The organism is Mycobacterium sp. NPDC004974, from assembly GCF_053600815.1.
Genome location: NZ_JBSGAQ010000006.1, coordinates 314,286 through 337,497 on the forward strand (window position 1 = coordinate 314,286; position 23,212 = coordinate 337,497).

Annotated in this window: 26 protein-coding genes and 1 pseudogene; 12 read left to right on the forward strand and 15 right to left on the reverse strand. The window is 66.5% G+C overall.

The annotated features are described in order from the left end of the window. Nucleotide 1: 1 nt before the first annotated feature. Both ACWEFV_RS16955 and ACWEFV_RS16960 read right to left on the reverse strand, forming a co-directional pair. Nucleotides 2-1,024 carry a fused (3R)-hydroxyacyl-ACP dehydratase subunits HadA/HadB gene (locus tag ACWEFV_RS16955; RefSeq protein WP_135459627.1) on the reverse strand — a complete coding sequence of 341 codons (1,023 nt, stop codon included), beginning with the start codon at nucleotides 1,022-1,024 and terminating at the stop codon, nucleotides 2-4. Between the two features lie 69 nt (nucleotides 1,025-1,093). Beyond that, nucleotides 1,094-1,516, reverse strand: a complete 423-nt coding sequence (locus ACWEFV_RS16960) for a hypothetical protein (RefSeq protein WP_210115609.1) — start codon at nucleotides 1,514-1,516, stop codon at nucleotides 1,094-1,096. A gap of 111 nt (nucleotides 1,517-1,627) precedes the next feature. Here ACWEFV_RS16960 and ACWEFV_RS16965 point away from each other — a divergent pair, with 111 nt between their 5' ends. After that, on the forward strand, nucleotides 1,628-2,845 hold the full coding sequence (locus ACWEFV_RS16965) for a hypothetical protein (protein ID WP_450071009.1): 1,218 nt from the start codon (nucleotides 1,628-1,630) through the stop codon (nucleotides 2,843-2,845). Here ACWEFV_RS16965 and ACWEFV_RS16970 read toward each other — a convergent pair. Beyond that, nucleotides 2,802-3,377 (reverse strand): PadR family transcriptional regulator, encoded by a 576-nt coding sequence (locus ACWEFV_RS16970; protein WP_135459624.1) that lies wholly within the window; start codon nucleotides 3,375-3,377, stop codon nucleotides 2,802-2,804. The two genes, ACWEFV_RS16965 and ACWEFV_RS16970, sit on opposite strands and share 44 nt — an antisense overlap. A 103-nt stretch (nucleotides 3,378-3,480) precedes the next feature. Between ACWEFV_RS16970 and ACWEFV_RS16975 the strand changes: the two genes are divergently transcribed. After that, nucleotides 3,481-3,897 carry a nuclear transport factor 2 family protein gene (locus ACWEFV_RS16975; protein ID WP_135459623.1) on the forward strand — a complete coding sequence of 139 codons (417 nt, stop codon included), beginning with the start codon at nucleotides 3,481-3,483 and terminating at the stop codon, nucleotides 3,895-3,897. Nucleotides 3,898-3,922: 25 nt separating this feature from the next. On the opposite strand, the gene ACWEFV_RS16980 is transcribed toward ACWEFV_RS16975, so the two are convergent. Then, nucleotides 3,923-5,746, reverse strand: a complete 1,824-nt coding sequence (locus tag ACWEFV_RS16980) for a hypothetical protein (protein WP_450071010.1) — start codon at nucleotides 5,744-5,746, stop codon at nucleotides 3,923-3,925. A gap of 247 nt (nucleotides 5,747-5,993) precedes the next feature. Here ACWEFV_RS16980 and ACWEFV_RS16985 point away from each other — a divergent pair, with 247 nt between their 5' ends. From ACWEFV_RS16985 to ACWEFV_RS16995, 3 genes and pseudogenes are all read left to right on the forward strand, one after another. Continuing rightward, a complete protein-coding gene (locus tag ACWEFV_RS16985; RefSeq protein WP_450071011.1) occupies nucleotides 5,994-6,341 on the forward strand; it encodes a hypothetical protein in 348 nt (115 codons plus the stop codon). 156 nt (nucleotides 6,342-6,497) lie between these two features. Then, entirely contained in the window at nucleotides 6,498-6,836 is a 339-nt protein-coding gene (locus tag ACWEFV_RS16990) for an ArsR/SmtB family transcription factor (protein ID WP_210115608.1), read from the forward strand. Between the two features lie 40 nt (nucleotides 6,837-6,876). After that, nucleotides 6,877-7,014, forward strand: a pseudogene (locus ACWEFV_RS16995) (SRPBCC family protein); the annotation flags it as partial. Between the two features lie 42 nt (nucleotides 7,015-7,056). Here the strand turns inward: ACWEFV_RS16995 and ACWEFV_RS17000 are convergent. Genes ACWEFV_RS17000 through ACWEFV_RS17020 form a run of 5 tightly spaced genes read right to left on the reverse strand, consistent with a single transcriptional unit; the run spans nucleotide 7,057 to nucleotide 11,859 of the window. Further along, nucleotides 7,057-7,842: an MHYT domain-containing protein gene (locus ACWEFV_RS17000; protein ID WP_135459618.1), complete on the reverse strand. Its 786-nt coding sequence runs from the start codon at nucleotides 7,840-7,842 to the stop codon at nucleotides 7,057-7,059. Nucleotides 7,843-7,882: 40 nt separating this feature from the next. Continuing rightward, nucleotides 7,883-8,467, reverse strand: a complete 585-nt coding sequence (locus ACWEFV_RS17005) for a GTP-binding protein (RefSeq protein ID WP_450071012.1) — start codon at nucleotides 8,465-8,467, stop codon at nucleotides 7,883-7,885. Then, nucleotides 8,448-8,825: a DUF742 domain-containing protein gene (locus tag ACWEFV_RS17010; protein ID WP_135459617.1), complete on the reverse strand. Its 378-nt coding sequence runs from the start codon at nucleotides 8,823-8,825 to the stop codon at nucleotides 8,448-8,450. Before ACWEFV_RS17010 ends, ACWEFV_RS17005 begins: the two co-directional genes overlap by 20 nt. Beyond that, complete coding sequence (locus ACWEFV_RS17015; RefSeq protein WP_286175228.1) at nucleotides 8,822-9,277, reverse strand: roadblock/LC7 domain-containing protein; 456 nt, start codon at nucleotides 9,275-9,277, stop codon at nucleotides 8,822-8,824. The genes ACWEFV_RS17010 and ACWEFV_RS17015 overlap by 4 nt, the downstream gene beginning before the upstream one ends. After that, entirely contained in the window at nucleotides 9,274-11,859 is a 2,586-nt protein-coding gene (locus tag ACWEFV_RS17020) for a sensor histidine kinase (protein ID WP_210115606.1), read from the reverse strand. The genes ACWEFV_RS17015 and ACWEFV_RS17020 overlap by 4 nt, the downstream gene beginning before the upstream one ends. A 560-nt stretch (nucleotides 11,860-12,419) precedes the next feature. Here ACWEFV_RS17020 and ACWEFV_RS17025 point away from each other — a divergent pair. Next, on the forward strand, nucleotides 12,420-12,686 hold the full coding sequence (locus ACWEFV_RS17025) for a hypothetical protein (protein WP_135459614.1): 267 nt from the start codon (nucleotides 12,420-12,422) through the stop codon (nucleotides 12,684-12,686). Between the two features lie 148 nt (nucleotides 12,687-12,834). Continuing rightward, a complete protein-coding gene (locus tag ACWEFV_RS17030) occupies nucleotides 12,835-13,644 on the forward strand; it encodes a L,D-transpeptidase (protein ID WP_135459613.1) in 810 nt (269 codons plus the stop codon). A gap of 93 nt (nucleotides 13,645-13,737) precedes the next feature. Here ACWEFV_RS17030 and ACWEFV_RS17035 read toward each other — a convergent pair whose 3' ends face one another. Both ACWEFV_RS17035 and ACWEFV_RS17040 read right to left on the reverse strand, forming a co-directional pair. Continuing rightward, nucleotides 13,738-14,169, reverse strand: coding sequence for a hypothetical protein (locus ACWEFV_RS17035; protein ID WP_450071013.1), 432 nt, complete (start codon nucleotides 14,167-14,169; stop codon nucleotides 13,738-13,740). Nucleotides 14,170-14,455: 286 nt separating this feature from the next. Then, nucleotides 14,456-15,322, reverse strand: a complete 867-nt coding sequence (locus tag ACWEFV_RS17040) for a DUF732 domain-containing protein (RefSeq protein WP_135459611.1) — start codon at nucleotides 15,320-15,322, stop codon at nucleotides 14,456-14,458. A gap of 197 nt (nucleotides 15,323-15,519) precedes the next feature. Here ACWEFV_RS17040 and ACWEFV_RS17045 point away from each other — a divergent pair, with 197 nt between their 5' ends. From ACWEFV_RS17045 to ACWEFV_RS17055, 3 genes are all read left to right on the forward strand, one after another. Beyond that, nucleotides 15,520-15,963 carry a hypothetical protein gene (locus ACWEFV_RS17045; RefSeq protein ID WP_450071014.1) on the forward strand — a complete coding sequence of 148 codons (444 nt, stop codon included), beginning with the start codon at nucleotides 15,520-15,522 and terminating at the stop codon, nucleotides 15,961-15,963. A gap of 65 nt (nucleotides 15,964-16,028) precedes the next feature. After that, nucleotides 16,029-16,868: an SDR family oxidoreductase gene (locus ACWEFV_RS17050; RefSeq protein WP_135459609.1), complete on the forward strand. Its 840-nt coding sequence runs from the start codon at nucleotides 16,029-16,031 to the stop codon at nucleotides 16,866-16,868. A gap of 288 nt (nucleotides 16,869-17,156) precedes the next feature. After that, nucleotides 17,157-18,302, forward strand: a complete 1,146-nt coding sequence (locus ACWEFV_RS17055) for a 1,4-beta-xylanase (RefSeq protein ID WP_450071028.1) — start codon at nucleotides 17,157-17,159, stop codon at nucleotides 18,300-18,302. 13 nt (nucleotides 18,303-18,315) lie between these two features. Here the strand turns inward: ACWEFV_RS17055 and ACWEFV_RS17060 are convergent, their stop codons facing one another. Then, nucleotides 18,316-19,344 (reverse strand): alpha/beta fold hydrolase, encoded by a 1,029-nt coding sequence (locus ACWEFV_RS17060; RefSeq protein ID WP_450071015.1) that lies wholly within the window; start codon nucleotides 19,342-19,344, stop codon nucleotides 18,316-18,318. 111 nt (nucleotides 19,345-19,455) lie between these two features. On the opposite strand from ACWEFV_RS17060, the gene ACWEFV_RS17065 reads away from it, so the two are divergent. Next, the gene (locus ACWEFV_RS17065) at nucleotides 19,456-20,352 is read left to right on the forward strand and encodes a LysR family transcriptional regulator (RefSeq protein ID WP_450071016.1); all 897 of its coding nucleotides are present in this window, start codon (nucleotides 19,456-19,458) and stop codon (nucleotides 20,350-20,352) included. Here the strand turns inward: ACWEFV_RS17065 and ACWEFV_RS17070 are convergent. After that, complete coding sequence (locus tag ACWEFV_RS17070; protein ID WP_036443520.1) at nucleotides 20,349-20,702, reverse strand: VOC family protein; 354 nt, start codon at nucleotides 20,700-20,702, stop codon at nucleotides 20,349-20,351. The genes ACWEFV_RS17065 and ACWEFV_RS17070 overlap by 4 nt on opposite strands. Nucleotides 20,703-20,798: 96 nt before the next feature. Further along, a complete protein-coding gene (locus ACWEFV_RS17075) occupies nucleotides 20,799-21,719 on the reverse strand; it encodes a TIGR03619 family F420-dependent LLM class oxidoreductase (protein WP_450071017.1) in 921 nt (306 codons plus the stop codon). Between the two features lie 110 nt (nucleotides 21,720-21,829). On the opposite strand from ACWEFV_RS17075, the gene ACWEFV_RS17080 reads away from it, so the two are divergent. Beyond that, entirely contained in the window at nucleotides 21,830-22,609 is a 780-nt protein-coding gene (locus tag ACWEFV_RS17080) for an SDR family NAD(P)-dependent oxidoreductase (RefSeq protein WP_450071018.1), read from the forward strand. On the opposite strand, the gene ACWEFV_RS17085 is transcribed toward ACWEFV_RS17080, so the two are convergent. Next, the gene (locus tag ACWEFV_RS17085; protein ID WP_135459605.1) at nucleotides 22,574-23,209 is read right to left on the reverse strand and encodes a TetR/AcrR family transcriptional regulator; all 636 of its coding nucleotides are present in this window, start codon (nucleotides 23,207-23,209) and stop codon (nucleotides 22,574-22,576) included. The genes ACWEFV_RS17080 and ACWEFV_RS17085 overlap by 36 nt on opposite strands. Between the last annotated feature and the right edge of the window lie 3 nt (nucleotides 23,210-23,212).

Genomic DNA, 23,212 nt, shown 5'->3' on the forward strand with positions numbered 1-23,212 from the left:
GTCAGCTGAAGCGGATGTTCATCGTCGCCAGGCCGAAGATCTTCTTGCCGTCGGCCTTTGCGGCGACGATGACGACACCGTTGCGGGTCTCCGGGTCAAGCGACTTGATCTTGCCGCTGAACTCGATGTCAGCGCCTTCCTTGGCCGACACGATCGCGGGCTGGGACAGCCGCACGGCGTAGCGGGTGACGGCCCCCGGATCGCCCGACCAGGTGGAGACGAATCCGGCACCCAGGCCCATGGTGAGCATTCCGTGTGCGATCACGTCGGGCAGCCCGGCCAGCTTGGCGATGTCCTCGTCCCAGTGGATCGGGTTGGCATCGCCGGCCACGCCGGCATAGTTCACCAGGTCGCCGCGGGACAGCCGGGTGTGGTGCACGCCGATCTCGTCGCCGACCTTCAGGTCATCGAAGGACGGGGTACCCGGCGTGCGGGTGGTGCTCTCGGCGATCCGGATCTCGCCCTCGGGGCGGACGGTCTTCTCGTACTCGTCGTCGCCTACTCCGAAGATGTCGACGTCGTGCATCATCGCCCGCTGGACGGCGGTCTTGATCTCCGGATTGAGATCTTCGGCGGTGACGCCGACGACGGTGGTGTGCAGGGTGTGCACGCGCTCGCCGGCCCGGTCCGTGAAGGTGTTGGTGACGGTGATCATGTCCCGACCGGCGATCCGGCGGACCGACGTCAGCTCGACGTCGACGTGCAGCTCGTCGCCGGCCACGATCGGGCGGTGCTGCTCGAAGACCTCTTCGGTCTGCAGGTAGGTGTCATAGCCGACGACGATCGACTCGAACATGCGCCGGTTGCAGGCCATGGCCGGGGTCGAGGTGAAGGTCAGCGGCGCGACCAGGCCCGAGTAGCCCAGCTTCGCGGCGGCGTCGACGTCCCAGTGTGCGGGGTTGTAGTCCTGCACGGCACGGGCGTACTCGCGGACCTTCTCGCGGCCGACCAGGTAGAGGCCGTCTGCCTCGTAGTAGTGGCCGACGCGGGCTTCGAGCGCCGATGCTTCTGGTGCTGCGGTCATGAATTTGCTCAACTTTTCTATCGGCCCGTTCGCTGAAGCCGACGAAAGCACACTAACGTCTGACCGCCATTACGCGTACAACCGGCAGCGCTCGATGAGAATCCGGGCCAGCCGCTCGGGCTCACTCACCATCAGGCAGTGACAGGTGTCCATCTCGATGAGGGTGTGCACCCCGCCGAGCGCCTCGATGTAGGTGCGTTGCCGTTTCGGTCTCAGCGCGCGATCGCGCAGGGTGAAGATCCAGGTGCGCGGGACATCGACCGGCATTCCGCGCCGGGACACTTTCTCCGCCATGACGGCAATCGATTCCGAGTGAAGTTTGCCTGCCATGAACCGGCGACGGACGCGGGGCACCCCGTTCAGATACGCGAATCGCACCAGCCACTTCGGTGTCACGCTGGGACGGTTCCGCCTCACTCCACGGAGGGCGACCCTCTTGAACGGAACACGAATGCCGCCGCCGTGCACGAGAACCAGCGCGGGCAATGCCATCGCGGACCTCCTTCAGCTCCGGCTCCGGTGAATCGTGGCACCTCTGGCGGGCGTCGTTGCGAGTAATCAAGTACCCGATTACCGGTCACGATCGGCCGATATGGTTCGGCCATGCCCGACCTCAGTAACTCCGAGCTCGTGTCTGCCTACGCCGCCCAGTTCAACCAGTCGGTGCTCAATGGGCACGCAGTGGCCTCGCCGCTGGGCCTGTGGCTGTTGTTGGCGTTGGTCGGCCCGACGGCCACAGGAGAGTTCCGGCGCGATCTCGAGGCGGCGCTCGGTACGACGGTCGACGATGCCGCCGCGCGGGCCGGCGCTCTGTTGAGTGAGCCGCACCCGGCGGTGTCTGCCCTCGCTGCGGTGTGGGACCGCGAGTTGGGGCCGGCGTTCGACGAATGGGCGCGCACCCTGCCCGATGTCGTGGAGCGGGGACCGGTCCCGGAGCAGGCGCAGGCCGATGCCTGGGCGCGGTCCCAGACGAACGGATTGATCGACCAATTCCCGCTCCAGCTCAACGAATTGACCAGGCTGGTACTGGCTTCCGCGCTCGCCACCGATATCGGCTGGGCGCAACCGCTGGGCACCACGAATGAGTTGGGCGGGCCCTTCGGTGAACAGATCAGCACGGCATTGACGTTCCGGGACGGAATCCAGCTGGTGGTCGACACCGAGGCCGCCGGGCTGGTCGCGGTGGCGGCACCGCCCTCGTCGTCGTCGCTCGATGTCTTCAGCGTGATCGCCGCGCCCGAGGTGGTGCCCCACGATGTGGACACCGCAGCGCATCAGGTGGCGGCGATGCTGCGGGGTGACGGATGCGCGGCGCGTCGTGTCCCGGTCGAGGAACTGGCTGACGGGCATGCGTGGACGGTGAACGAGCGGCACGAGCGCAGGGTGGGAGGCCCCGACGTTCACGCGGAGTGGAGCACGTACCTGCCGGCCTGGTCGGCGACGAGTGACCACGATCTCGAGAACGCACCCGGTGTGGGTCCGGTGTTCGGCGCGCTCCGCGGCTTCGCGCGGCCCGAGGACCTACCGGTGGAGTTCAGCGCCCGGCAGTCGGCCGTCGCCGCCTATACGCGAGAAGGTTTCAAGGCGGCTGCGGTGACGGCGATCGACATGCGCGCCGGATCGGTGCCGCGGTTCCGCGAGGTGTTGGTGCGCCGGATCGAGATCCGCTTCAACCGCCCGTTCGCAGTGCTGGCCTGCGCGGACCGCTATGACGGGCCGGAGGCCTGGCGTGGAGTGCCGGTATTCAGCGCGTGGGTCACCGAGCCGCAGGACACCGTCATCGACGAGGCCGGCCCGCCGCGGCCAGTCGCTGTTCGATGACGGCCAGTGCCCGGTCCGCCCAGTCGAGGTTCTCTTCCTCGAACCGGATTCCGCGCAGCAATGTCAGATAGGGGCCGATGCGCTCGGCCTCGGCCAGGTACGCGGCTTCGGTGCGACCGGCCAGCAGGAGGTCTTGCACGCGGCGGTAACGCGCGAGTTTGGCGGTGGCCCATTGCCGGCGTTCGGTGAGCGCGTCGCGGACCGCTTCGATATTGCCGGAATCCACTGCCTGGACCTGAACGAGGAGATCTTCGCGGATCGCGCCGGGCTTCGGCGGCACCTCGGTGAACTCGAGCAATGCCTGCCGGCCCGCGTCGGTCAGTGAGTAGAGGCGCTTGTTCGGTCGCCGGTCCTGCTCGACGAGCCGGGCGGCGATGAGACCGTCGGCGGCCATGCGGTCCAGTTCGCGGTAGAGCTGCTGAGGGGTGGCCATCCAGAAGTTGGCGACCGACGCGTCGAACCCTTTGGCCAGGTCATAGCCGGATGCCTCGCCGTCGAGCAGCGCGGCCAGGACTGCGTCGCGTAACGCCATGAGCAGATGCTAGCAGCGAAGTGATTATTCAAAATGTTGACTATTGAAAGCTGTCGCGCCTAGCATCGCCGCTAGTTGATGAATCGGGTATTGGAGGTGGCATATGCATCCGTTCAGGAAGGCAGTGGAGGCCCGCGACGAGGCCGCGATCGAGGCGCTGTTGGCCGACGACGTGGTGTTCACCAGCCCGGTGGCGTTCAAGCCGTACCCGGGCAAGCCGATCACGGCAGCGATCCTGCGTGCGGTCATGCGGGTCTTCGAGGACTTCCGGTACGTCCGGGAGATCGCCGACGCCTCGGGGCAGGATCATGCGCTGGTCTTCGAGGCCACGGTGGACGGCAAGAAGATCACCGGATGCGACTTCCTGCATCACGATGCCGACGGCAAGATCGATGACTTCATGGTGATGGTCCGGCCGCTGTCGGGTGCGACCGCCCTGTCCGAGGCCATGGCCGCGCAGTTCGAGCGGATCAAACAAGAAGCCGCAGAACAGATTCAGCGAGAGTCCGCTCAGGCCTGATCAGCGGCTCGCCGCTCCGGCTTGATCAGGGCCTGATCAGCGTCCCCGCGTCCGAGGCCGCTTTCTTCAGTTCCGGAATCGTCATGCCGGCGTAGTCGGCATTGACCGGGCCCGCCGCGGTCCCCAGCCACGGCACGACGCCGGGATCCGGGGTGACACCCAGGTGGTAGGCCTGGATGCCGGGCAGGTGGTACTGGAGGAAGTTGCCCAGCATGTCGACGAGGAAGATCACGCTGCGGATGGGGCCGGTGCCCCACAGCGCCGCGGCGTTGATCAACGGCGTTGCAGCGGCAGGATCACCGATCATCACGATCGAGCCGTAGTGCGGCTTGCTGCCGCCGCCGGGCACGTACTCAGGCATGAACGGTTGTAGCCCGGGTATATCGGTGGAGAAGTAGGCCGCGGTATCGCCGTAGGTGAGGACGTTGACGAACCCGGAGTCAGCCCCGTTGCCCGGCACCGTGGTGTTGAGACCGGGGCTCTCGAAACCGACGCCGCCCAGGCCTGTCTGCTGGGCCACGTACGCGGCTTCCCAGCCACCGAGTGAGTGGCCGGTGACGAAGATGTCCTCCTTGCGGTAGCCCTGCGCGATGGCGGCGGCCTCCACCTCCCGCTCGAAGGCCACCGAATCGGTGAAGGCCCACGGCGTGGTGTCGGTGAAGATCACCTGCGTATCGGCGATCACCTGGGAGACGGCGATCAGCGGATTGTGCAGCAGGTTCGTGCCACCCGTGGTGCCCTGGTAGGCGATGATGATCTGGCCGTCGGGCGTCACCCATGCTTTGGCGGACATTCCCGACAGCACGTTGGTCGATTCCATCTGCTTGCCGTTGACCACGAACGGTTTCAGGTCGCCCGGGGTGCCGCCGAATACATACGCGGCGGTCGCGGCATTGAGGAACTGTGACACCGTCGGGGTCTTGCCGGTCGTGGGCCCGTCGTAGGTCATGGTCGGCGGCACCGGTTGCGCCGCAGGCGTTTTGGTCAGTCCCAGCTGTCCTTCGATCTCCCGGAACGCCGCGAAGATCGCATCGTTGATCGGTGCGAAGTTGATCGGGCTCTTCGGGCCGTTGGCCGACACGGTGATGTCCAGCACCTGCAGGACCGTGTTGACGATGCGGCCGGGCAACTCGGCGATCTTGGCGATCGGCGACAACGGCTCCGGGGGTTTCGGAGTCGTCTTGGTGGTGCTGGATACCGCGGCGACCTTCGCCGTCAGGGGGATTTCGTTCGCGGCGACCTTCGGGGCGGCTTGGATGACCGCAGTGATTTCCGGGAGGGTCGCCGTGCGTTCCGGCGCCGGAGCCGGCGACAGGGCGGAGCCGACGTCCTCGCGGTCGGTGACGGCTGACGGGGCGATCGCCGCCGGGCGCTTCGCCGTCACGCGGGGTGTGAAGTCGGACTTGGCCAAGCGCGTGCCATCGATCCGCAGGGGTGCGGCCGTCTTGATGTTACGGAGTTTCCCGCGGACGATGTCGGCGATCGACTCCGGCTGCGGCGCTGTGGAAGTCGGCTGTGCGGCGGGGGAGTTGACGTCATCGTTCGACGGCGTCGGGTCAGGAGCTGTCTTGCCGGCAGTGTCGGAGGCGTCGGTCTTCGCGGGCGACGAGGGCCGGTTCGGACGTGTGCCACGCCGGTCGGTCGGCTTCTTGGGTCCGTGGCCGGTTCCCGTACTCGAGTGACTCGACGTCTGGCCCGATGAGGTCGATGAACCGGTCGTGCCGGGGTCCGCCCATGCCACCGGGTGGGCACTGGCGCCTGCGATGCCGATGCCGATGGCCACGACCGACAGGCCGTACCGCAGTGGTATGCGGCCGGCGTTCTCCGGGCAGCGCGAACTGTTCACCATTACCGATGTCCCCCTTGACATTCCGCGGAAGTGTCCGGACCGCCGCCAACGGGAATGTCAGCCGTCGCGAACACACGCCGGCCCAATATATGACAACGTGCGATGGCAGTCTTGGTTTTTGCGGCCAATGTGACGGCCCGGCGTCGTAGTCTCAGGTATGCGGTTCAGGGGTCTTGCCGGGGTGAGTGTCGTTGTTGTCTTGGCTGCCGCGGTGGCCACAGGATGCACTACGACCGCGGGTACACCCGTGGCGAAGACGACGAGCGCCACGGTGTCCGAGCCTCCCCGGGCGGCGGAGTCTCCCAAGGCGGCCGAGCCAACCGGAGCGCCCGTGGGCTCGGCGGTCATGAAGGTGACCGGCGGCAGTGTCCCGGTGACCATCCGCTACCGGATCAACGGCGGTACGGAGCAGACCGAGACGAACGTGACGCTTCCGTGGGAGAAGCAGTACTCCGTCTTCGACAAACTGGAATCGGAGGTTGCCGCGGACGGCGGGAGTGCCGCGCTGACCTGCACGATCATGATGGATGGCGACAAACTCGTGTCGTTCAAGACCGAGGTGAAGCCGGTGTGCAACTTCTCCTACTGGGGTTAGGATCTGCCGGCTCACGGTTGGCTGAGTTCTTCAAGCGAAAAGTCCGGTGCCGCAGGTTCATCGGTTCGTACCTTGCCGGCGGCAGGAGCTTCACGCTGCTCGCCTGAGGCGCGAACCTCTTGACAACATACAACCGATTGGTTGTATGTTGGTTTGGTGACCGAGAGCGATGAGGACCGGGCTGACGCCCTGTTCCACGCGCTCGCCGACCGGACCAGGCGGGACATCATGCGCCGGGTCCTGGCGGGGGAGCACTCGGTCTCGGTGCTTGCGGCGAAGTACGACATGAGCTTCGCCGCGGTGCAGAAGCACGTCGCCGTGCTGGAGAAGGCCGGGCTGATCACCAAGCGACGCAACGGTCGTGAGCAGCTGGCCAGCGGTGACGTGCAGGCAGTGCGGTCCGTTGCGTCCATGTTGACTGAGCTGGAACAGGTTTGGCGTGGCCGCATCGCACGCATCGATGAACTGATCGCATCCGATCCCCAGGAGGACTGAACCATGCCCGTGACCGATGTCCAACACGACCTCGACCGCCGAACACAACGGCGGCACGCGCGCGGTCTACGTGAGCACCTACTCCTCCGCCGAAGCGCTTCAGCAGGTGCTGGACATGGGCGTGGTCGAGGGCGCTTCGTCGGCGATCAACCAGATCGACGAGCTGATCGCGTCCTGATTCCCGCGCGGCCCCTCTGACGCCGCGGCGCGGGCGCCCGGTTTACCGGTGCCGTCCGGCCGTGGCGGCCACGGGACGTGACTCGGCCGCGCTCTCCTCGGCGTTGCGATCAGGTGCCAGCATCACGGCGGTGATCGGCACGACGAGTGCGAGCAGGCCGATCACGAAGACGGGGAACAGGAACGAGAACACCTCGGGCCCAGCGGGAACCGGCATCGTGTGATCGACAGTCACTCGCACTGCGGCCATGCCGGTGTAGTGCATGCCGACGACGGCGACGCCCATGACCAGGCCGGCGACGAAACGCAGTCCGCGTGATTCGAGGACGAGTGTGAACCACAGCGCGGCGGTGGCCGCGACCACGGCTATCACGAACGAGAGGACGACAAGGGTGGTGTCGTAGGTCATCGTGCCCTGCATCTGCACTGCCCACATGCCGGTGTAGTGCATGACCGCGACCGCCAGGCCGGTGATCACACCGCCGGCCAGCAGGCGGCGCAGATCGAAGTCCCGGCCGATGGTGATCAGCCCGACGAACACCGCGACGATCGCGATCACGGCCGACGCGACCGTCCAGCCCAGGTGGTACCGGACCATGCTGCTGGGGATCGCGAAGCCGAGCATCGCGATGAAGTGCATGAGCCAGATGCCAACCCCGCCAATGGCGATCGAGGCCATGAGCAGCCAGCGCAGCCGATCGCGTCCACTGGTTGCGGTGGCGCCGCAACGAGTGCAGGCCAGGCCGACGACCGAGCCGGTCACCGAGACGATGTACGCCAGGAACAGCAGCCAGAGGCCCATGTCGAAGTGATGTACTTGGTGGTTCATGACGGGTTCCTCGAGACTGTGAGACTGACGGGCGGTGGATCTAGGAGGCTGTCGACGGAAGGCGTTCCAGTGCGAACGAGGTGATGGCGATCAACGCGTTCTTCGCCGAATCACGGTCCCGTGCATCGACATTGATGATCGGGACATTGGGGGACACCGACATCGCCTCGCGCAGTTCTTCGATGCTGTGGGTCGGGGAGTCGTCGAACTCGTTGACGGCGATCAGGAACGGCAGGCTGCGGGCCTCGAAGAAGTCGACGGCCGCGAAGCTGTCCTCGAGCCTGCGGGTGTCGACGAGCACCACGGCGCCGATCGCACCGTGGACCAGGTCGTCCCACATGAACCAGAAGCGCCGTTGCCCGGGTGTGCCGAACAGGTACAGCACGAGATCGTCGGCGATCGTGATCCGGCCGAAATCCATGGCGACCGTGGTGGTTTCCTTGCCGGGGATCGCCTCGATGTCGTCGTGGCCCTGCGAGGCGTTCGTGACCAGGGCCTCGGTGCGCAACGGCACGATCTCCGACACGGCGCCGACGAACGTGGTCTTGCCGACGCCGAAGCCGCCGGCAATCACGATCTTCGTCGACGACACCGTGGGGCCGGAGTCAGAGTGCGCGTAAACCACTGAGGGTCCTTTCGATCAGTAGGCGCCGTTCTGCAACGGTCGAGCGGTCGGTCAGGGTCGCGTGAACACGAAGGTGGCCGCTGTCCACCAGGTCGCTCACCAGCACCCGGGTCACCCCGATGGGTAGGCCGGCATAGGCCGAGATCTCGGCGATCGACGGCCGGGTGTCGCACAACCGGACGATCACGGCGGGGATGTCGCCCGGCGCGCAGTCGAGCTCACCGGATGACAGCAGGGCCTCCACCGGAGCCTCGATCGGCACCTCGACCCGCGCCCGGGTTCGTCCACCGGTCAGGGTGTACGGCCGCACGCGACTGGCGGACCGCTTCTGCTCGGGTCTGTCCATACTCAGGGTCATCGAGCTCCGGGCGTGGCGCGCGGCGTCGCCTCGACGGTCTTGCCGACCCGGTCGACCAGCAACGCCATCTCGTACCCGACCTGCCCGATGTCGCACGAGGTCGAGGCCAGGGTGGCCAGATATGAGCCGTTGCCGACGCCCATCAACAGCAGGAACCCGTCGTCCATCTCGACGATCGACTGGCGTACGTTCCCCGCCTCGAACAACCTCGCGGCACCAGCCGACAAGCTCGCCAAACCGGAGGTGACCGCGGCCAGTTGCTCCGCACGATCGGCCGGGAGGTGGGAGTTCGACGCCATCAGCAGACCGTCGGCCGACACCAGGATCGCGTGGGCCACACCCGGCACGTCGCGGACGAAGTTGGACACGAACCAGTCGAGGGTCCCGGAGGTCCCAGACGGTGCTGCAGCAGACCCCGCGGACCGTTCATGTGGTTGCGTGCCGGCGTTCATCGATCTCCTTCGATTCGGCTGTGTGCTGCGTCGGTCTCGGCTCGGCCCCTGCGTACGCCGGCCAACTGTCGGCTCAGGATGTCTCGGATGGCCGCGGGATCGTTGGGTCCGTCGGGCCTGGCCCGGGTTTCCGATCTTGCCTCATCCGGCACCAGGCGCGCTCCGCGTTCGCGGATCGGCAGCCCGGATGCGGTGTGCCGCTTCGGTTCCTGTTCGACGGCCTTCGCCGCAGCTTCCCAGCCGGCGTCGGCGGCGCTGGCCCAGACCCGGTTGCGGAATTCCGGTGTCGTCGGATCCATCAGCCACTCCGAGGCCATCCGCTCGAAGATCGGCGCACTCTCGGACTCGACGTCGCGCCACGTGGATTCGCCTGCCCGCTCTGGTTCCGGACTCGGCTGATCCGAGTTGGCCTGGGTGGAACCGCCGGACGTGAAGTACGAAAGCGGATTTCCGCGCTGCGGGCGTTCGGGTTCTTCGGGGACCGCGGCGGGGGCGGGGGCCGGGATGGTCGCGGGATGTCCGTTGACACCGCTGGCGCCGGGCGAGCGCTTCGGCAGTCCGTTGGTGGTCGCCTGGACCGGGGCATCCGGTCCACGTTCGGGCTGCGCCGACGGGGCCGGCGAGGCATTGATGCCGGCGAGCGCCCCAGCGCCGGTGTGCGCACTCCGCGCGTTTCCGGCGGCTCGCGGCCGGGGATCTGCAAGCGAAGACTCGGAGAACGAGCCGGTTCGCAGATCGTCGAGCGTTTCGCCCATCCCGATGGGCGAGACCAGCGTGCCGGGCAGGTGCACACTCGCCGTCACACCGGGCCGCTCGGTCAACGCCGAAGTGGTCCGCAGCCGGACCGTGGCCTCATGGCGTCGCGCCAACCGGCCGACCACGAAAAGGCCCATCCGCTTGGCGGTTTCGGAGGTCACCTCGCCACCGAGCGCGAGTCGCTCGTTCGCGGCGGTCAGATCGTCCTTGGGCATGCCCAGGCCCCGGTCGGCCACCTCGACCAGCAGGCCGGCGTCGACTGCGCGCCCGACGGTCACCAACACCGGCGAGTCCGGTGGTGAGTAGCGCAGGGCGTTGTCGAGCAGCTCGGCGATCAGGTGGCCGATATCGCTTGCGGCCGAGCCGGCGATGGAGACGTCGGCCATGTGCCCGACCTGAACCCGGCGATACTCCTCGACCTCGGACATCGCGGCGCGCAGCATGTCGGGGAGTGCGACGGGTGCTGACGTGCGGTGACGTTCCACGGTGTCGGCGAGGACGAGCAGGTTGTCGCCGTTGCGGCGCATGCGCGTCGCGAGGTGGTCGAGACGGAACAGGTGATCGAGCCGGACCGGATCCTCCTCATCGAGCTCCAGCGTCTCGATGAGGGCCAGCTGCTCTTCGACCAGTGAGCGGCTTCGGCGGGACAGGGTCTCGAACATGTCGCCGATCTGCAGGCGGACCCCGTGCTCACCGGCCAGGCGGACCGCTTGGGAGTGGATGTCGTCGATCGCGCGCGCGAGCTGCCCGACCTCTTCGTTGGTATGGAACGGCAACGTCTGGATCTCCGGCATGCCGCCGCCCTTGCTGAGGCGTTCGATCTCCTCGGGCAGCTCAACCTGCGCCACCTGCAGCGCACCCTGGCGCAGCCGGCCGATCGACCGGATGAGCGAGCGTCCGACGGCGAGGGCGAAGACGAGGGCGGCCAGCACGGCGCCGAGGATGATCGCGGTGTCACGCAGGGCGTCGGAGCGCAACACGTTGGCCCGGTGGTGCAGCGTGCCGTCGAGGTCGGAGGACAGGCGCTGCGTCATCGCGCGGTACTGGTCGACGCTGGCCCGCATCGCTTCGGTGAATGCGGGTGCGTGCACGCTGTCGCCGGACGGATCCATGTAGGTGTCGCGACGGACGTCGGACTCCTTGGACAACGCGGCGGCTTCGTCCGTGGGCGTCAGCCGGCTGAGCCGGTCGATAGCCGCGGCTTCCGCGCCTGCCGCGTCCGCGACCTCGGTGCGCAGCTCGTCCGTATCGGCGAAATCGGGGGCGGCGATCAGTACCCGCTGCGTCGTCAATGCACGTTGCGCCGTGAGCGTGTCCACGAGTTGGTCGGCGAGCGGTCGCACGGTGCGGTCATCGACCGTCCCGGTGGTCGTCGCGATAGCCGAGACGACGCCGGACGCCACGTCGGACGCGCGCTCGGCGATCACCCGCTGGGGCAGCGGTCCGGAGTTGATGTCGTCGCGCAGCGTCTTGGCGGTCGAGGACGCCGCCGTCAGCTGTGCGGCGGCCGCCGGGTCGAACTCGGCGGAGGTGATCAGGGTGTCGAGGGCCTTGGCGGTCTGGTCGAACTGTGCGAGGGGTTCCTCGAGCGGTGCGCCCGCGGCCGCGGCGTAGGCCAGCCCGTCGAGCCGGTCGACCAGCTCCACCGCGGGCACGACGATCACCGCGTTGTCGGACGCGAGGTTCAACCGCGAGGCGGCCGACAGCTCGTTGTAGATGCGAGCTGCGCCGAAGGTCGCCGCGAGCAGGATCGGCAACACCAAGGTCGCCGCGACCTTCCACCGCAGCGGCCAGCTCTCGATCGACGCGCGAGACGCAAGAGTCACGGCCGGACGCTCATGTTCTCCGACGCTCGGATCATGTGCATCCACAGCCGTACCACCCTTCACCGAGCAAATTGACGTTCCAGCAGGGGTACTCGGCCACCGGACAGGGTAGGTGATAGGTAACGATTCCGCATCGACGGGGCTAAGGGCGGCGCGTTCGCTGGCGCGCTTCCTTAACTTGTGTCCGCGCGCTACGTGCAGGTTTCCGTACAAACTAAGAAGATGCGGCGATCGGCGCCGCCCCATCGGGCAGAGGTCCGCCGCGATGGACGGATTGCGGTAGCTGGCACCGCAGGCCGCGATGACCTTGATCGCTCGATCAGTTCGGATGAGCGCTCGGGGCAGCAAACATGGCGGCGGAAAATGTCAAATTCGCGAGTGTGAAATGAGTGTGAAATACGTCTCTGTCGCGCTTCTTTCAGTGTGCGAACGCTGCTTAAGAGGGATCCTTAATGTGTCCACGGCCAACTCGATGCATCGTCTCAGCTTGGCCGAGCACGCTCGGGACTGAATAGACACCGAATAGAAGTGTCGTGAAGCTCCACCGGAGGTCAGTGAAAATGGCGACAAAAGCTGCCGGCTCGACGGTCATCGAGCTGGCGACGCACCCGCTCTGGTGTTCGTCGCAGCGCTACTCCAGGGAGCTGGCCGCGGCCAAGCGCAGGCATCCGTCGTCCTATCGACCTGAGGCCGAAGATGACGCGCTCGACGTCGAATCTCAGCGGCCGCTGCCATCGGGCTTGCGCACCAACGCTCTGGTGACCCCGCTGTCCTGCGCTCGGGTCCTCAAGTTGAACAGCGCGGCCGGCGAGCTCGTCGGGGACTGACGCCCCGAAGTTCCGGTCGATCTGCCGTGGCCGAAACGTGACGAACGCTTGACCGAATTGTCTACGTGTGACTACACATTCGGACAGCTGCGGGCCAATACCATGACATCGTTCAAGATCATGGGGGCATCGCAGAGAGATCGGTTTGATGCGCGCGGTAGTTCAGGGTGTTCTCGTTCTGGTCGTGGTTGTCATGACCTATTTCTCCGGCGGTACGAATAGCGTCGACACGGCGGCGGTGAGCCTGCCGTTGACGTCGACCATCGAATCGATCGCGCCGGCCCAGGGCGCTGTCGTCGGCGTGGGCCATCCCGTGGTGGTGACGTTCAAGAACCCGATCACCAACCGGTCATCGGTGGAACGTGCCCTCGGGCTGAAGTCGACGCCGGTGCGTACGGGCACCTACGAGTGGCTCGACGCCAACGTCGTGTCGTGGACCCCGGCACAGTTCTGGCCCGCGCACAGCACGGTGATGCTGTCGGTCGGCGGGATGCGGACGGAATTCCAAACCGGCCCAGCCGTTATCGGTGTTGCCGACATCTCCGATCACACCTTCACGGTCACCATCGACGGGTTGGGTGAAGACCCACCGATCGCCCTGCCGGCACCGCATCATCTGCCGCACGCCGGCGAACCGGGGGTGCTGCTGGCCTCTCTCGGGCGTCCCGAGTACCCGACCCCGGTCGGCACCTACACAGTTCTCGGGAAAGACCGCACGGTGAAGATGGATTCGAGCAGCGTCGGCATTCCCGTCGATGCGCCGGACGGCTATCTCCTGGACGTGGATTACGCGGTCCGATTCACCCATCGGGGTCTGTTCGTACATTCCGCGCCGTGGGCAGTCCCGTCGATGGGCCTGGACAACACCAGCCACGGCTGCATCAGCCTGATCCCGGCGGCCGCCGAGTGGTACTTCAACACGGTCAACATCGGTGATCCGGTGATCGTGCAGGAGTAGTGAATCCTGCTGTGAGGCAACGGTAAAAAGGCAATGAGAAAGGCGCCCGGCTGGTGAGCCGGGCGCCCTTTTTGCGCTACGGGATGGGTTGGATCAGCCGCCGGCGGATGAGTCCGGGGGACCGGGCAGCGTGGGAGTCCCGGCGACCGGGCCGCCCCCGGGCGAAACGGTCGGGACGCCCTTTCCGGTGCCTGCGGCGATCGCCACCGGAGCGGCGATAGGTGCAGCCGCGGGGACCGGAGCGGCGGCCGGTACGACCGGCACCGGCGGTGCGAGGGGCACCGGAGGCACCGGCACCGGCGGTGGTGCGAGTGGTACCGGCGGGACGGCAACCGGTGGCGGTGCCAGTGGTGCCGGCGGGACCGCGGCCGGGACGATTCCCGCGGATTCGACTGCCGCAGCCGCGCACGGCGCCCCGGGCGCCGCACCGGCGGCACCGTCGACGCACTTGTACCCGCCTGTCTTGAGTTGCAGCGCTGCCGCGGCGTGCGGGCTCAGCGCTACTGCGGTCGCTACTGCGGTCATGCACAATCCTGCGCTGACAACAGTTTTGACCGTGATATGAGCAAAGGTGGCCATCCCCGATCAGCTCCCTTGATTCGTGTGGAAATTACATCGGTGAAAATTGTGACGAGCTGAACCGTAGAACTGTCTGAAATCGGTGTCCACACAAGTTTTCAGATGGTTGCGGGGTTGACATGTGAGCGAGCCGTAGTCGTGACCGCATCGTTTCCAACCGGCGGCGTACGTCGTGATATGGCGTCGCGCGGCAATGGCCCAACTCCGCGCGAGGGCGCGATTCTCGCAAACATCATTGACCGAGCTGCATCCGGATCCCTTTGGCCACAAGTTGTTCGAAGGTGTAGCTGAATTCGCCGCGACGTCCGACGGAGAGCACGTAGCGATCCTGACCTTCGGTCAACGGCACGCTGAAGGAGAAGGTGCAGCTGGCGGCGTCGCCCTTACCGGGCCCCAGGGTGGTGGTGGCGAGTACGTCGCCTTTGCCGTTCTTGACGGTGACGATGGTGCCAGGATTGACGTCGGAGTATCCGTTTGCGCCTTGGCATGCTGTTCCGTCGGAGACGATGCCCTCGGCGCCCACGTTGTCAGAGAGAATGAAAGTACCTGCGACCGTCGTCTTTTCGAGCACATGGAAGCCTTCGGAGAAACGCGGGCAGAACGCTTCGACGGCGATCTTGTCGGCGAGTAGGCCCTGTTGGGCTTCACCGTCTTCCAGCCGGCGGCACACCTGCCGCCCGTGGGCGACAGCGTTGGCGTCGGAATTGAACTGATCGCTGATCCCGGCATCCTTCAGTGCGGCAAGGTATCCGGCCTCCGGCGGGGGCGGCGGTCTGTGGCCCGCCACCAGGAGGATCCATACCACCGCGGCGGTCATCACGATGATCGCCGCCGCCGCGGTGGTTCCCAGCCAGGTCGACCGGATGCCCGCGGTCTTCAACTCGAGGTAGTCGGGCAGCATCCGGCCGCCGACGGGGTCGGTCGACGTGGTCCGGCCGTCACGAACCCGATTCGTCGGATGTCCGGTGACGAAGTAGCGGCCTTCGTGGCGGGCTGTGGGGTCCGGTCGCCATCCGGTCGGTGCGGTTTCGTGGATCTGCCCGCAGCGGCTGCAGGTGTCGGTTTCATCGAGCGGGGATCCGCAATACGGGCAGGTCATAGCGGACGATCCACCACGGGCAATCGACAGCGGTTCGCCTGCGTCATCGATGGGCCATCTGTCATCACTACCCGTTATATGCCGCTCGGTCCGCCTGCACAGCGGGCCGCTCAGATTGGCTGCCGGGAAAATCCCGTCGCACATTCGGGTAGTGCGGTACTCGTGCCTGCTCGTGCGTCTCGGCGAAGACTTCACCCATGGCCGAAGTCAAGCTCGTATCGCTTGTCGCCGTTGACGTGATCGTGGCCGTGGCTGCGCCGATCGCGGCTGCCGAGCTGTCGGAGTACTGGCCACTGCAGGTCGGGGCGGCGCTGGTCGGACTGTGGACGTTCCTGATGGTCTGGATAATTCAGCATGGCAACTCCGACCCGGAGCGCAACCGAACCGCGGTGCGGGATGCGATCGTCTCGGCCTTCGTCACGAGCTATCTGATCATCGTCAGTTGGAGTCTGTTCTCGCGGGCGAACAACGGGCAGCCGATGGGCAATGTGGATCCACTCGCCCACACCCTGCTGGCCCATTTCACCTACCTGACCGGGATCGTGGTCGCCGCCCACGTCGGCGCCGGTGCGCTGGAATCCGTGCGCGCCAGGCGCTCGGGCACCCCATCGGATGGCGGAGGCCAGGACACCGCGGCCTGAGGACGCTGAGCAGTTGCACGGCCCCGCCGCGGCGGGGCCCCGGACCTGCGTATACCGTGCTGGTCATGACACGGGTGACGGTGATCACAGGCGGCGCAGGTGGCATGGGACTCGCGACGGCCAAGGTCGTCGGGCGGGACCAGCCGGTGGTGTTGTGCGATGTGCGACAGGAGCGCCTCGAAGGCGCGGCCACCGCGCTGGCCGACCTGGGTATCGCGGCCGCGATCGTCAATGCCGATGTCACCGATCGGGAGGCCGTCGATCGGCTGTTCGAGACCGCGGCCGGGCTCGGCACGGTCGGCGCCGTCGTCCATGCGGCCGGGGTCAGCCCGAGCATGGGTGACGCCGAGTACGTCATGAGAACCAACGCGCTGGGCACGCTGCACGTGAACGAGGCCTTTTTCGCGTCCGCGGGCGAGGGAGCGGCGATCGTCAACGTGGCATCGATGGCGGCGCACCTGCTGCCCGAGGAGATCATTCCTGCGCAGCACTTTCCGCTGGCGCTGCAGGACCAGGACCGATTCCTCACCGAAATGCTCGCGGCGTGCAACATCGCTCCGGAGGACATGCGGTCCGGATTCTCCTACGCGATCAGCAAGGCGTTCGTGAAGTGGTACAGCTCGTCGCAGGCCGAGCGGTTCAACGGCCGCGGCATCCGCATCGTCTCGGTTTCCCCGGGCTCCATCGACACCGAGATGGGCCGGCTGGAGGAACAGGCGGGGGCGGGTGCCATGGTTGCCGACGCCGCGGTGCCACGGTGGGGCAAGCCGGAGGAGATGGCCGATCTGCTGGCCTACTGCGTCAGTGACCGGGCCGGTTACCTCACCGGTACGGACATCCTCAATGACGGCGGCGTCGTCGCCTCGATGCGGGAACGCGCCCGGCTGGCCGCTGCCGGCAGTTAGTCAGCCGCGCACGGGCTGAACGCCCGTGGGATCATTGATGGCGGCATGGGGGTGCCGGGCCTGAGTGGCCTGGTCGTTCAGCGTCAGCAGTTCGGTTTCCGAACGCCGGTCGGGGGGCTGGCGTCGAACCTGTCGGGACATTGCCCGCGGACGCGTCGTCGACAACTCGCTGTGGAGTTGGGATCGCGCGTGCGACGGGTACCCCTTTGGTGCCGTCAGTGTTCGCACAGGGAGATGCGTTTTATTCGTAAAGTGATGCAGGTCAACAGGAAAGACGACGGTGCCGGTTTGGGCCGTCGTGCCGCGTTCAAGCTGTCGCTGCTCGTCACCGCGGGCTTGTCGGTGGCCAGGGCGCCGGAGGCCCACGCGAAAATCGACGGCCACGGAGCCCGCTGGTCGCCCGAGCGGGCGCACCGCTGGTACGCCGCGCAGGGTTGGCTGGTAGGCGCCAACTTCATTCCGTCCAACGCGGGCAATCAGTTGGAGATGTTCCAACCGGAAACCTATGACCCGCAGCGGATCGACAATGAGTTGCGCATCGCCCGGTTGGCCGGATTGAACACGGTGCGGGTGTTCCTGCATGACCAGCTGTGGGCCCAGGGCCACTTGGGCTTTCAGAACCGACTGGCCCAGTTCGTTGCTCTGGCATCCAGCCACGGCATCAAACCGCTGTTCGTGCTGTTCGATTCCTGCTGGGACCCGTTTCCCCGGTTGGGGCGCCAGCGGCGGCCACGGCCCGGGATACACAACTCGGTGTGGGTTCAGAGCCCGGGTGCGCAGAACCTGGACGATCGCCGGTACCGGCGAATGTTGCGTGAGTACGTCATCGGGGTGATCAGCCAATTCCGTCATGATGACCGGGTACTGGGGTGGGACCTGTGGAATGAACCCGACAATCCCGCAGCCAACTACCGCGAGGTGGAACGGCAGGACAAGGTCAGCCTGATCGAGAAACTGTTGCCCGAGGTTTTCGCCTGGGCCCGCTCGGTCGACCCCGTGCAGCCGTTGACCAGTGGTGTCTGGGACGGGGCCTGGGCGGACCCACAGCAGCGCAGTGCGATGGCCACGATCCAGCTCGACCTCTCGGATGTGCTGACCTTTCACAGTTACGACGATCCGGCCGGATTCGAGGCCCGGATCGGCGAGCTGGCACCCATGGGACGTCCGATCCTGTGCACCGAATTCCTGGCACGAGGTGAGGGCAGCACGGTCGAGGGCGTGTTGCCAATCGCCAAACGGCACAACGTCGGTGCCTACAGCTGGGGCCTGGTGGCGGGTAAGACGCAGACCTATCTACCGTGGGATTCTTGGGATCATCCCTATAAGTCGCCCCCGCAGGTGTGGTTCCACGACTTGTTCCACGCGGATGGACGACCGTATCGGGACGGTGAGATTCGCACGATCCGAGAGCTGACCGGACGGCCGTACCCCTGACGCGAGCGTGAGTTCAGCGCCCACCCATGCGACTGACGTCGGCGATCGCGGCGACGAACTGCTCGGGTGCCTCCTGCGGCACGTTGTGTCCGATGCCGTTGAGGATGCGGTGTTCGTAGGGCCCGGTGTAGAGCGCGCGGTAGCCGGCTCCGTCCTTGGCCGCGCCGTCGAAGTCGGAACCGATCGTGATGGTCGGAACCGTGACGGGCGGCTTGCCGGCCAGCCGTGCCTCGTCCGCGTCGTAGCGGGCCTCACCGGGGGCCAGGCTGAGCCGCCACCGGTAGTTGTGCACGACGATGTCGACGTGGTCAGGGTTGTCGAACGCCGCGGCGGACAGGTCGTAGGTGGCGTCGTCGAAATGCCACAGCGGTGAGGCCTTGGTCCAGATCAGCTTGTTGAATTCCCTGGTGTTCTCGCGGTAGCCGAGTTCACCGCGCGGGGTGGCGAAGTAGTACTGGTACCACCAACCCAGTTCGGCCTCGGGCGCCAGCGGCTTGAGGTTGGCGGCCAGGTTCACGGTGATGTAGCCGCTGACCGCGACCAGTCCCGCGCAGCGTTGCGGCCACAGGGCGGCAACGTTGTTGGCGGTGCGTCCGCCCCAGTCATATCCGCCGAGCACGGCCTTGGGGATGTTCAGCGCGTCCATCAAGGCGATGACGTCGTGCGCCAGTGCGGCCTGCTGACCGTTGCGCACGGTGTCGGCGGAGCGGAACCGGGTGGAACCGAAGCCGCGCAGGAACGGCACGATGACGCGAAAGCCCCGCTCGGCGAGCAGTGCCGAGGCATCGGCGTAGCTGTGGATGTCGTAGGGCCAGCCGTGCAGCAGGATCACCGCGCGCCCATCGGCGGGCCCGGCCTCGGTGTAGGCGACATTGAGTTCGCCGGCGTCGATCTGTCTGACCGGGTTCATGGTGTGCGACGGCTTGGCCGGTGGTCCGGGTGGCGGAGCGGGCGCGGGTGAGGTGCCGCAGGCCGCCAGTGTTGCCGCGCCGGCCGCGGCCGCCGTGAGGAAGCCGAAGTTCCTTCTACTCAAACCAGTCACCGTTGCTGCTCCTTCTCGCGGGCTCGTGGTATCCATCCCACCCGCACCACGCCATCAAGTCCAACGATTGGATCCGATGAGACCTATCGATCAGATAGATAGGCTGGCACGGTGGAGTTACGACAGATCGAACACTTCATCGCGGTCGCCGGCGAGATGAGTTTCACCCGTGCCGCCGAGCGGGTGCACGTCGTCCAGTCGGCGTTGTCGACGTCGATCGCGAAGCTGGAGCGTGAGCTCGGGGTAGAACTGTTCGACCGGTCGCGGCAACGGATCAGCCTGACCGCCGCCGGGGAGGCTTTCCGGTCGCACGCCTACGAGGTGCTGCACGCGGCCCGTGCGGCAGCTGAATCTGCCGGACAGTTCCGTGGATCACTCATGGGTACAGTCGAATTCGGCTCGTTGATCTCCTATGGGCCGGTCGATGTCGCCGGTGCTCTCGGCGACTTCCACCGTGCCCACCCCTTTGTCCGGTTGCGGTTGCGGCTGAGCCAGTCCGGTGCGTCGGCCTATCTGGCGGCACTTCTGGAGGGCTCGCTGGATCTGGCCCTGGTCTCACTGCCCAACCGGTTCCCGGCTCAGCTCGACATGAGGCTGCTGTTCGAGGAGCCCATGGTGTTCGTCTGCCGTGACGACCACGTCCTGGCGCGACGTCGCCGTCTCGAGCTGGGCGACCTGGCCGGTGAGGATCTGGTCGGCTTCCCACCTGAATTCGGACTGCGGCGCCTGATGGACGAGGCGTTTCACCGGGCCGGCGTGCAACCCCAGACGCAGTACGAGGTTCCGGCCGGGTTCGCCGCGATTGCCGAACTGGTCGGCACCGGTCTGGGTACCGCATTCATGCCGGCGTCCGAGGCGCGCCGCTTCGGCGATCTGCGGACCGTTGTGTTGCGCGACCCGCCGGTGTGGCAGGTCTATCTCGCCGCGCCGCCGGTCGGGCGGATGACACCGGCCGCGGCGCGGCTGGCCGAAACCCTGCTCGACGCCGCGGCTTCGGCGCCCGGTTAGCGAGCCAGCGGACTGTAGAAGACCAGGCCGTTGCCCTTGTTGTCGTACACCACAGCCCGGCGCTCGTGGGCATCGTCATACGGGTGCTTGATGATTCCGCCGCCACTTTCTTCGATGGCCTTGGCCGCACCGTCCACGTCGGCGGTCTTGATCCCGACGACGACCTGGCCGGGGATCGGGTGATCCACCGACGTGGCCAGGGCCAGCGTGAGAGATCCACCGTCGAGCGCGGCGAAGTGGGCGCCGTCGCGGAACTTCAGCGGCATTCCCAGAGTCTCGGTGTAGAAGCGGATCGACTCATCCAAGTCGTCGGTCGAAAGAATGATCATCCGTACGTCGTGGTCGCTCATCGGTGCCCTCCTATGGCTGAACGGTTTCAGGTTAGGGGCTGCACGGGTGCGCACATAGGGTCCTTGGTCCATCTGGGTCCTTGACCACCACCAGTTCTATGGCACCTTTGGTTTGATCTCCTCGATCACCCACTGGGCATAGTCGAGATATTCGTCGACGCCGCTGACGGTGGGGAGTGGCACGGCGCTGACCGTGACTCCCTGTTCCCCGAGCCAACACAACCGGTCGACGATTTCCTGCGCACTCATGTCGGACCGGGTGTCGGGGTCCTCACGCACGGCATGCGCCTCGCCGACCCGTCTGGTCGCCATGCCGTGCACGACGTCGAACTCGCGTCCGTCGTATTCCGGCTGCGACTTGATGAACTCGATCCTTTCGGCCAGTTTTTCCGGAGGGGTGAGAAACGACCACCACCCGGTGGCATACTTCGCCGCGCGTCGGAGCGCCCCGTCCGCGTCCCCGCCGATCCACACCGGAAGGTGCGGTTTCTGAATCGGTTGGGGTTCCACGGCGATGTCGTCGAAGGCCACGTACCGGCCGTCGAACCGCGGGTTCTCACTGGTCCACAGCTCGATGATGGCCGCCAGGTACTCGTCGGCAATCCGTCCTCGTTCGTGAAAGGGAACGCCGAGTAGTTCGAATTCCCGTTGCAGCCAACCGACTCCGAACGTGACCATCATCCGCCCACTGCTCATCCAGTCGGCCGTGGCCAGTGACTTGGCGAGGACGAGCGGATGCTGGAGCGGCAGCACCGTGATGCAGGAGTTGAGCCGTATCCGTGAGGTGGCGCCCGCAAGGTAGGCCTGCGCGACTGTGGACTGCAGATAGTGCGGCCCGGACAACTCGACGTGTTCACGCGGGATGGCGAAATGTTCGGGCACGGCGATCATGTCGTAGCCCAGGTCGTCGGCCCGCTTCGCCATCCTGGTCTGATCGGCGCCGGTGACTTCGGCCTCCCACGCCTGCATCGTCGCCTTGAGTCGCAGCATGTGAGGCAGGTTGAAGATGAATTTCACCCGGGCTCCGTTCGGTCTTGCATGGGCGGTGTGCAGGACTCTACATATATAGAGACTCTGTGGGGTAGGTTGTCCGGAATCAAGCCGAACCACAGGAGAGCTCGCCGACGATGACACTGCAATTCGATCTGTCACACCGGCGGGTGTTGATCACCGGTGCCGGACAGGGCGTCGGCCGCGGTTTGGCCGATGCCTTTGCCGCAGCCGGGGCCACGGTGCTGGTCAACGACCTCCGAGGTGACCGGGCGGAGGCTGTGGTCGCGGAGTTGCGAGAAGCGGGCGGTGATGCGGTGGCGGTGCCGTTCGACGTCACCGACTACCAGGCGGTCACGCAGGCAATCATGACGGTCGGGCCGGTGGACATCCTGGTCAACAATGCGGGCAACGCCGGCGCCGAGGGCTTCGCCGCCCGGGTGCCGTTCGCCGAATCCACCCCTGCGGACTGGCATCCGTTCCTGCAGGTGAATCTCTATGGCGTACTGCATTGCACGCGCGCGGTGCTGCCGGCGATGATGGAACGGCAATGGGGCCGGGTGGTGACGATCGTGTCGGATGCCGGGCGAACCGGCGACGCCAGTGGCGCGGTGTACGCGGCGGCCAAGGCCGCTGCCGCGGGCCTGACCCGGTCGATCGCGCTGGAGAACGGCCGCTACGGCATCACCGCCAACAACATCGCGTTGGGCACCATGCGCACGCCGCTCACCGAACCGTTGTGGGCCGAGATGGCCGACTCCCCGCAGGCCAAGGCGATCCTGTCGCGCTACCCCATCCGCAGGCCCGGCCTGCCCGAGGACGTCGCCTATCTTGCGGTGCTGCTGGGCAGCGACCACGGCTCCTGGATCACCGGCCAGACGCTACCGGTCAACGGCGGTTACTCCTTCGCGATGTGAGGTGGCCGGGGCCGCCGCGACGATCGCGGTGATGATGTCGTGGAGTTCCTCGTCGGAGTTGATCGTACGGTCGCCGCGGGCCAGGGCAAGCATCAGTCCGCTGATGAAAGTCAGTAGGACATAGGCCTTTTCATCGATCAGACCCGGGTCGGTGTCGGCCGGGCAGAGCGCGACCACGACGTTCCGGTGCAGTTCGAAGAACCGCTGTTGGTTGTGGCTGAACGCTTCGGCCAGGGCGGCGTCCCGGCTGGACGGCATGACCAGCTCATAGCGGGCCTTGCTCCGGACCAGGCGCGCCCCGGTTCCGGACCGGATGACCAGGCGGGCCAGGCCGGCCGCCGGCGATGGGCCGTCGCCGCCGTTCTCCGATCGGGTGGCCGCGGTGAGATCGGCCAGGTCGAGATCGGCGATGCGGTTGGCGGCCGCACGGATCAGCGCCGAGCTGGTGCGGAAGTAGAACGACGTGGTCCCGTCGGCAACCCCGGCCTTGCGGTCGACCTTCAGATGGGTGACACCCTTGATGCCCTCGCGGGCGAGCAGAGCTATTGCCGCATCGCACAATTCGCGTCGGCGTTGCTCGGGGTTCTGTTTGCCTCCCATGCC

Excerpts from the sequence above, each read along its gene's own strand:
- ACWEFV_RS16975 (WP_135459623.1), top strand. The coding sequence starts at position 3,481 with ATGCATCCGTTCAGGAAGGCAGTGGAGGCCCGCGACGAGGCCGCGATC.
- ACWEFV_RS17035 (WP_450071013.1), bottom strand. The coding sequence starts at position 14,169 with ATGACCGCAGTAGCGACCGCAGTAGCGCTGAGCCCGCACGCCGCGGCA.
- ACWEFV_RS16955 (WP_135459627.1), bottom strand. The coding sequence starts at position 1,024 with ATGACCGCAGCACCAGAAGCATCGGCGCTCGAAGCCCGCGTCGGCCAC.
- ACWEFV_RS17085 (WP_135459605.1), bottom strand. The coding sequence starts at position 23,209 with ATGGGAGGCAAACAGAACCCCGAGCAACGCCGACGCGAATTGTGCGAT.
- ACWEFV_RS17015 (WP_286175228.1), bottom strand. The coding sequence starts at position 9,277 with ATGAACGCCGGCACGCAACCACATGAACGGTCCGCGGGGTCTGCTGCA.
- ACWEFV_RS16970 (WP_135459624.1), bottom strand. The coding sequence starts at position 3,377 with ATGGCGTTACGCGACGCAGTCCTGGCCGCGCTGCTCGACGGCGAGGCA.
- ACWEFV_RS17010 (WP_135459617.1), bottom strand. The coding sequence starts at position 8,825 with ATGACCCTGAGTATGGACAGACCCGAGCAGAAGCGGTCCGCCAGTCGC.
- ACWEFV_RS17025 (WP_135459614.1), top strand. The coding sequence starts at position 12,420 with ATGGCGACAAAAGCTGCCGGCTCGACGGTCATCGAGCTGGCGACGCAC.
- ACWEFV_RS16965 (WP_450071009.1), top strand. The coding sequence starts at position 1,628 with ATGCCCGACCTCAGTAACTCCGAGCTCGTGTCTGCCTACGCCGCCCAG.
- ACWEFV_RS16980 (WP_450071010.1), bottom strand. The coding sequence starts at position 5,746 with ATGGTGAACAGTTCGCGCTGCCCGGAGAACGCCGGCCGCATACCACTG.
- ACWEFV_RS17040 (WP_135459611.1), bottom strand. The coding sequence starts at position 15,322 with ATGACCTGCCCGTATTGCGGATCCCCGCTCGATGAAACCGACACCTGC.
- ACWEFV_RS17000 (WP_135459618.1), bottom strand. The coding sequence starts at position 7,842 with ATGAACCACCAAGTACATCACTTCGACATGGGCCTCTGGCTGCTGTTC.
- ACWEFV_RS17030 (WP_135459613.1), top strand. The coding sequence starts at position 12,835 with ATGCGCGCGGTAGTTCAGGGTGTTCTCGTTCTGGTCGTGGTTGTCATG.
- ACWEFV_RS17045 (WP_450071014.1), top strand. The coding sequence starts at position 15,520 with ATGGCCGAAGTCAAGCTCGTATCGCTTGTCGCCGTTGACGTGATCGTG.
- ACWEFV_RS17070 (WP_036443520.1), bottom strand. The coding sequence starts at position 20,702 with ATGAGCGACCACGACGTACGGATGATCATTCTTTCGACCGACGACTTG.
- ACWEFV_RS16960 (WP_210115609.1), bottom strand. The coding sequence starts at position 1,516 with ATGGCATTGCCCGCGCTGGTTCTCGTGCACGGCGGCGGCATTCGTGTT.
- ACWEFV_RS17080 (WP_450071018.1), top strand. The coding sequence starts at position 21,830 with ATGACACTGCAATTCGATCTGTCACACCGGCGGGTGTTGATCACCGGT.
- ACWEFV_RS17050 (WP_135459609.1), top strand. The coding sequence starts at position 16,029 with ATGACACGGGTGACGGTGATCACAGGCGGCGCAGGTGGCATGGGACTC.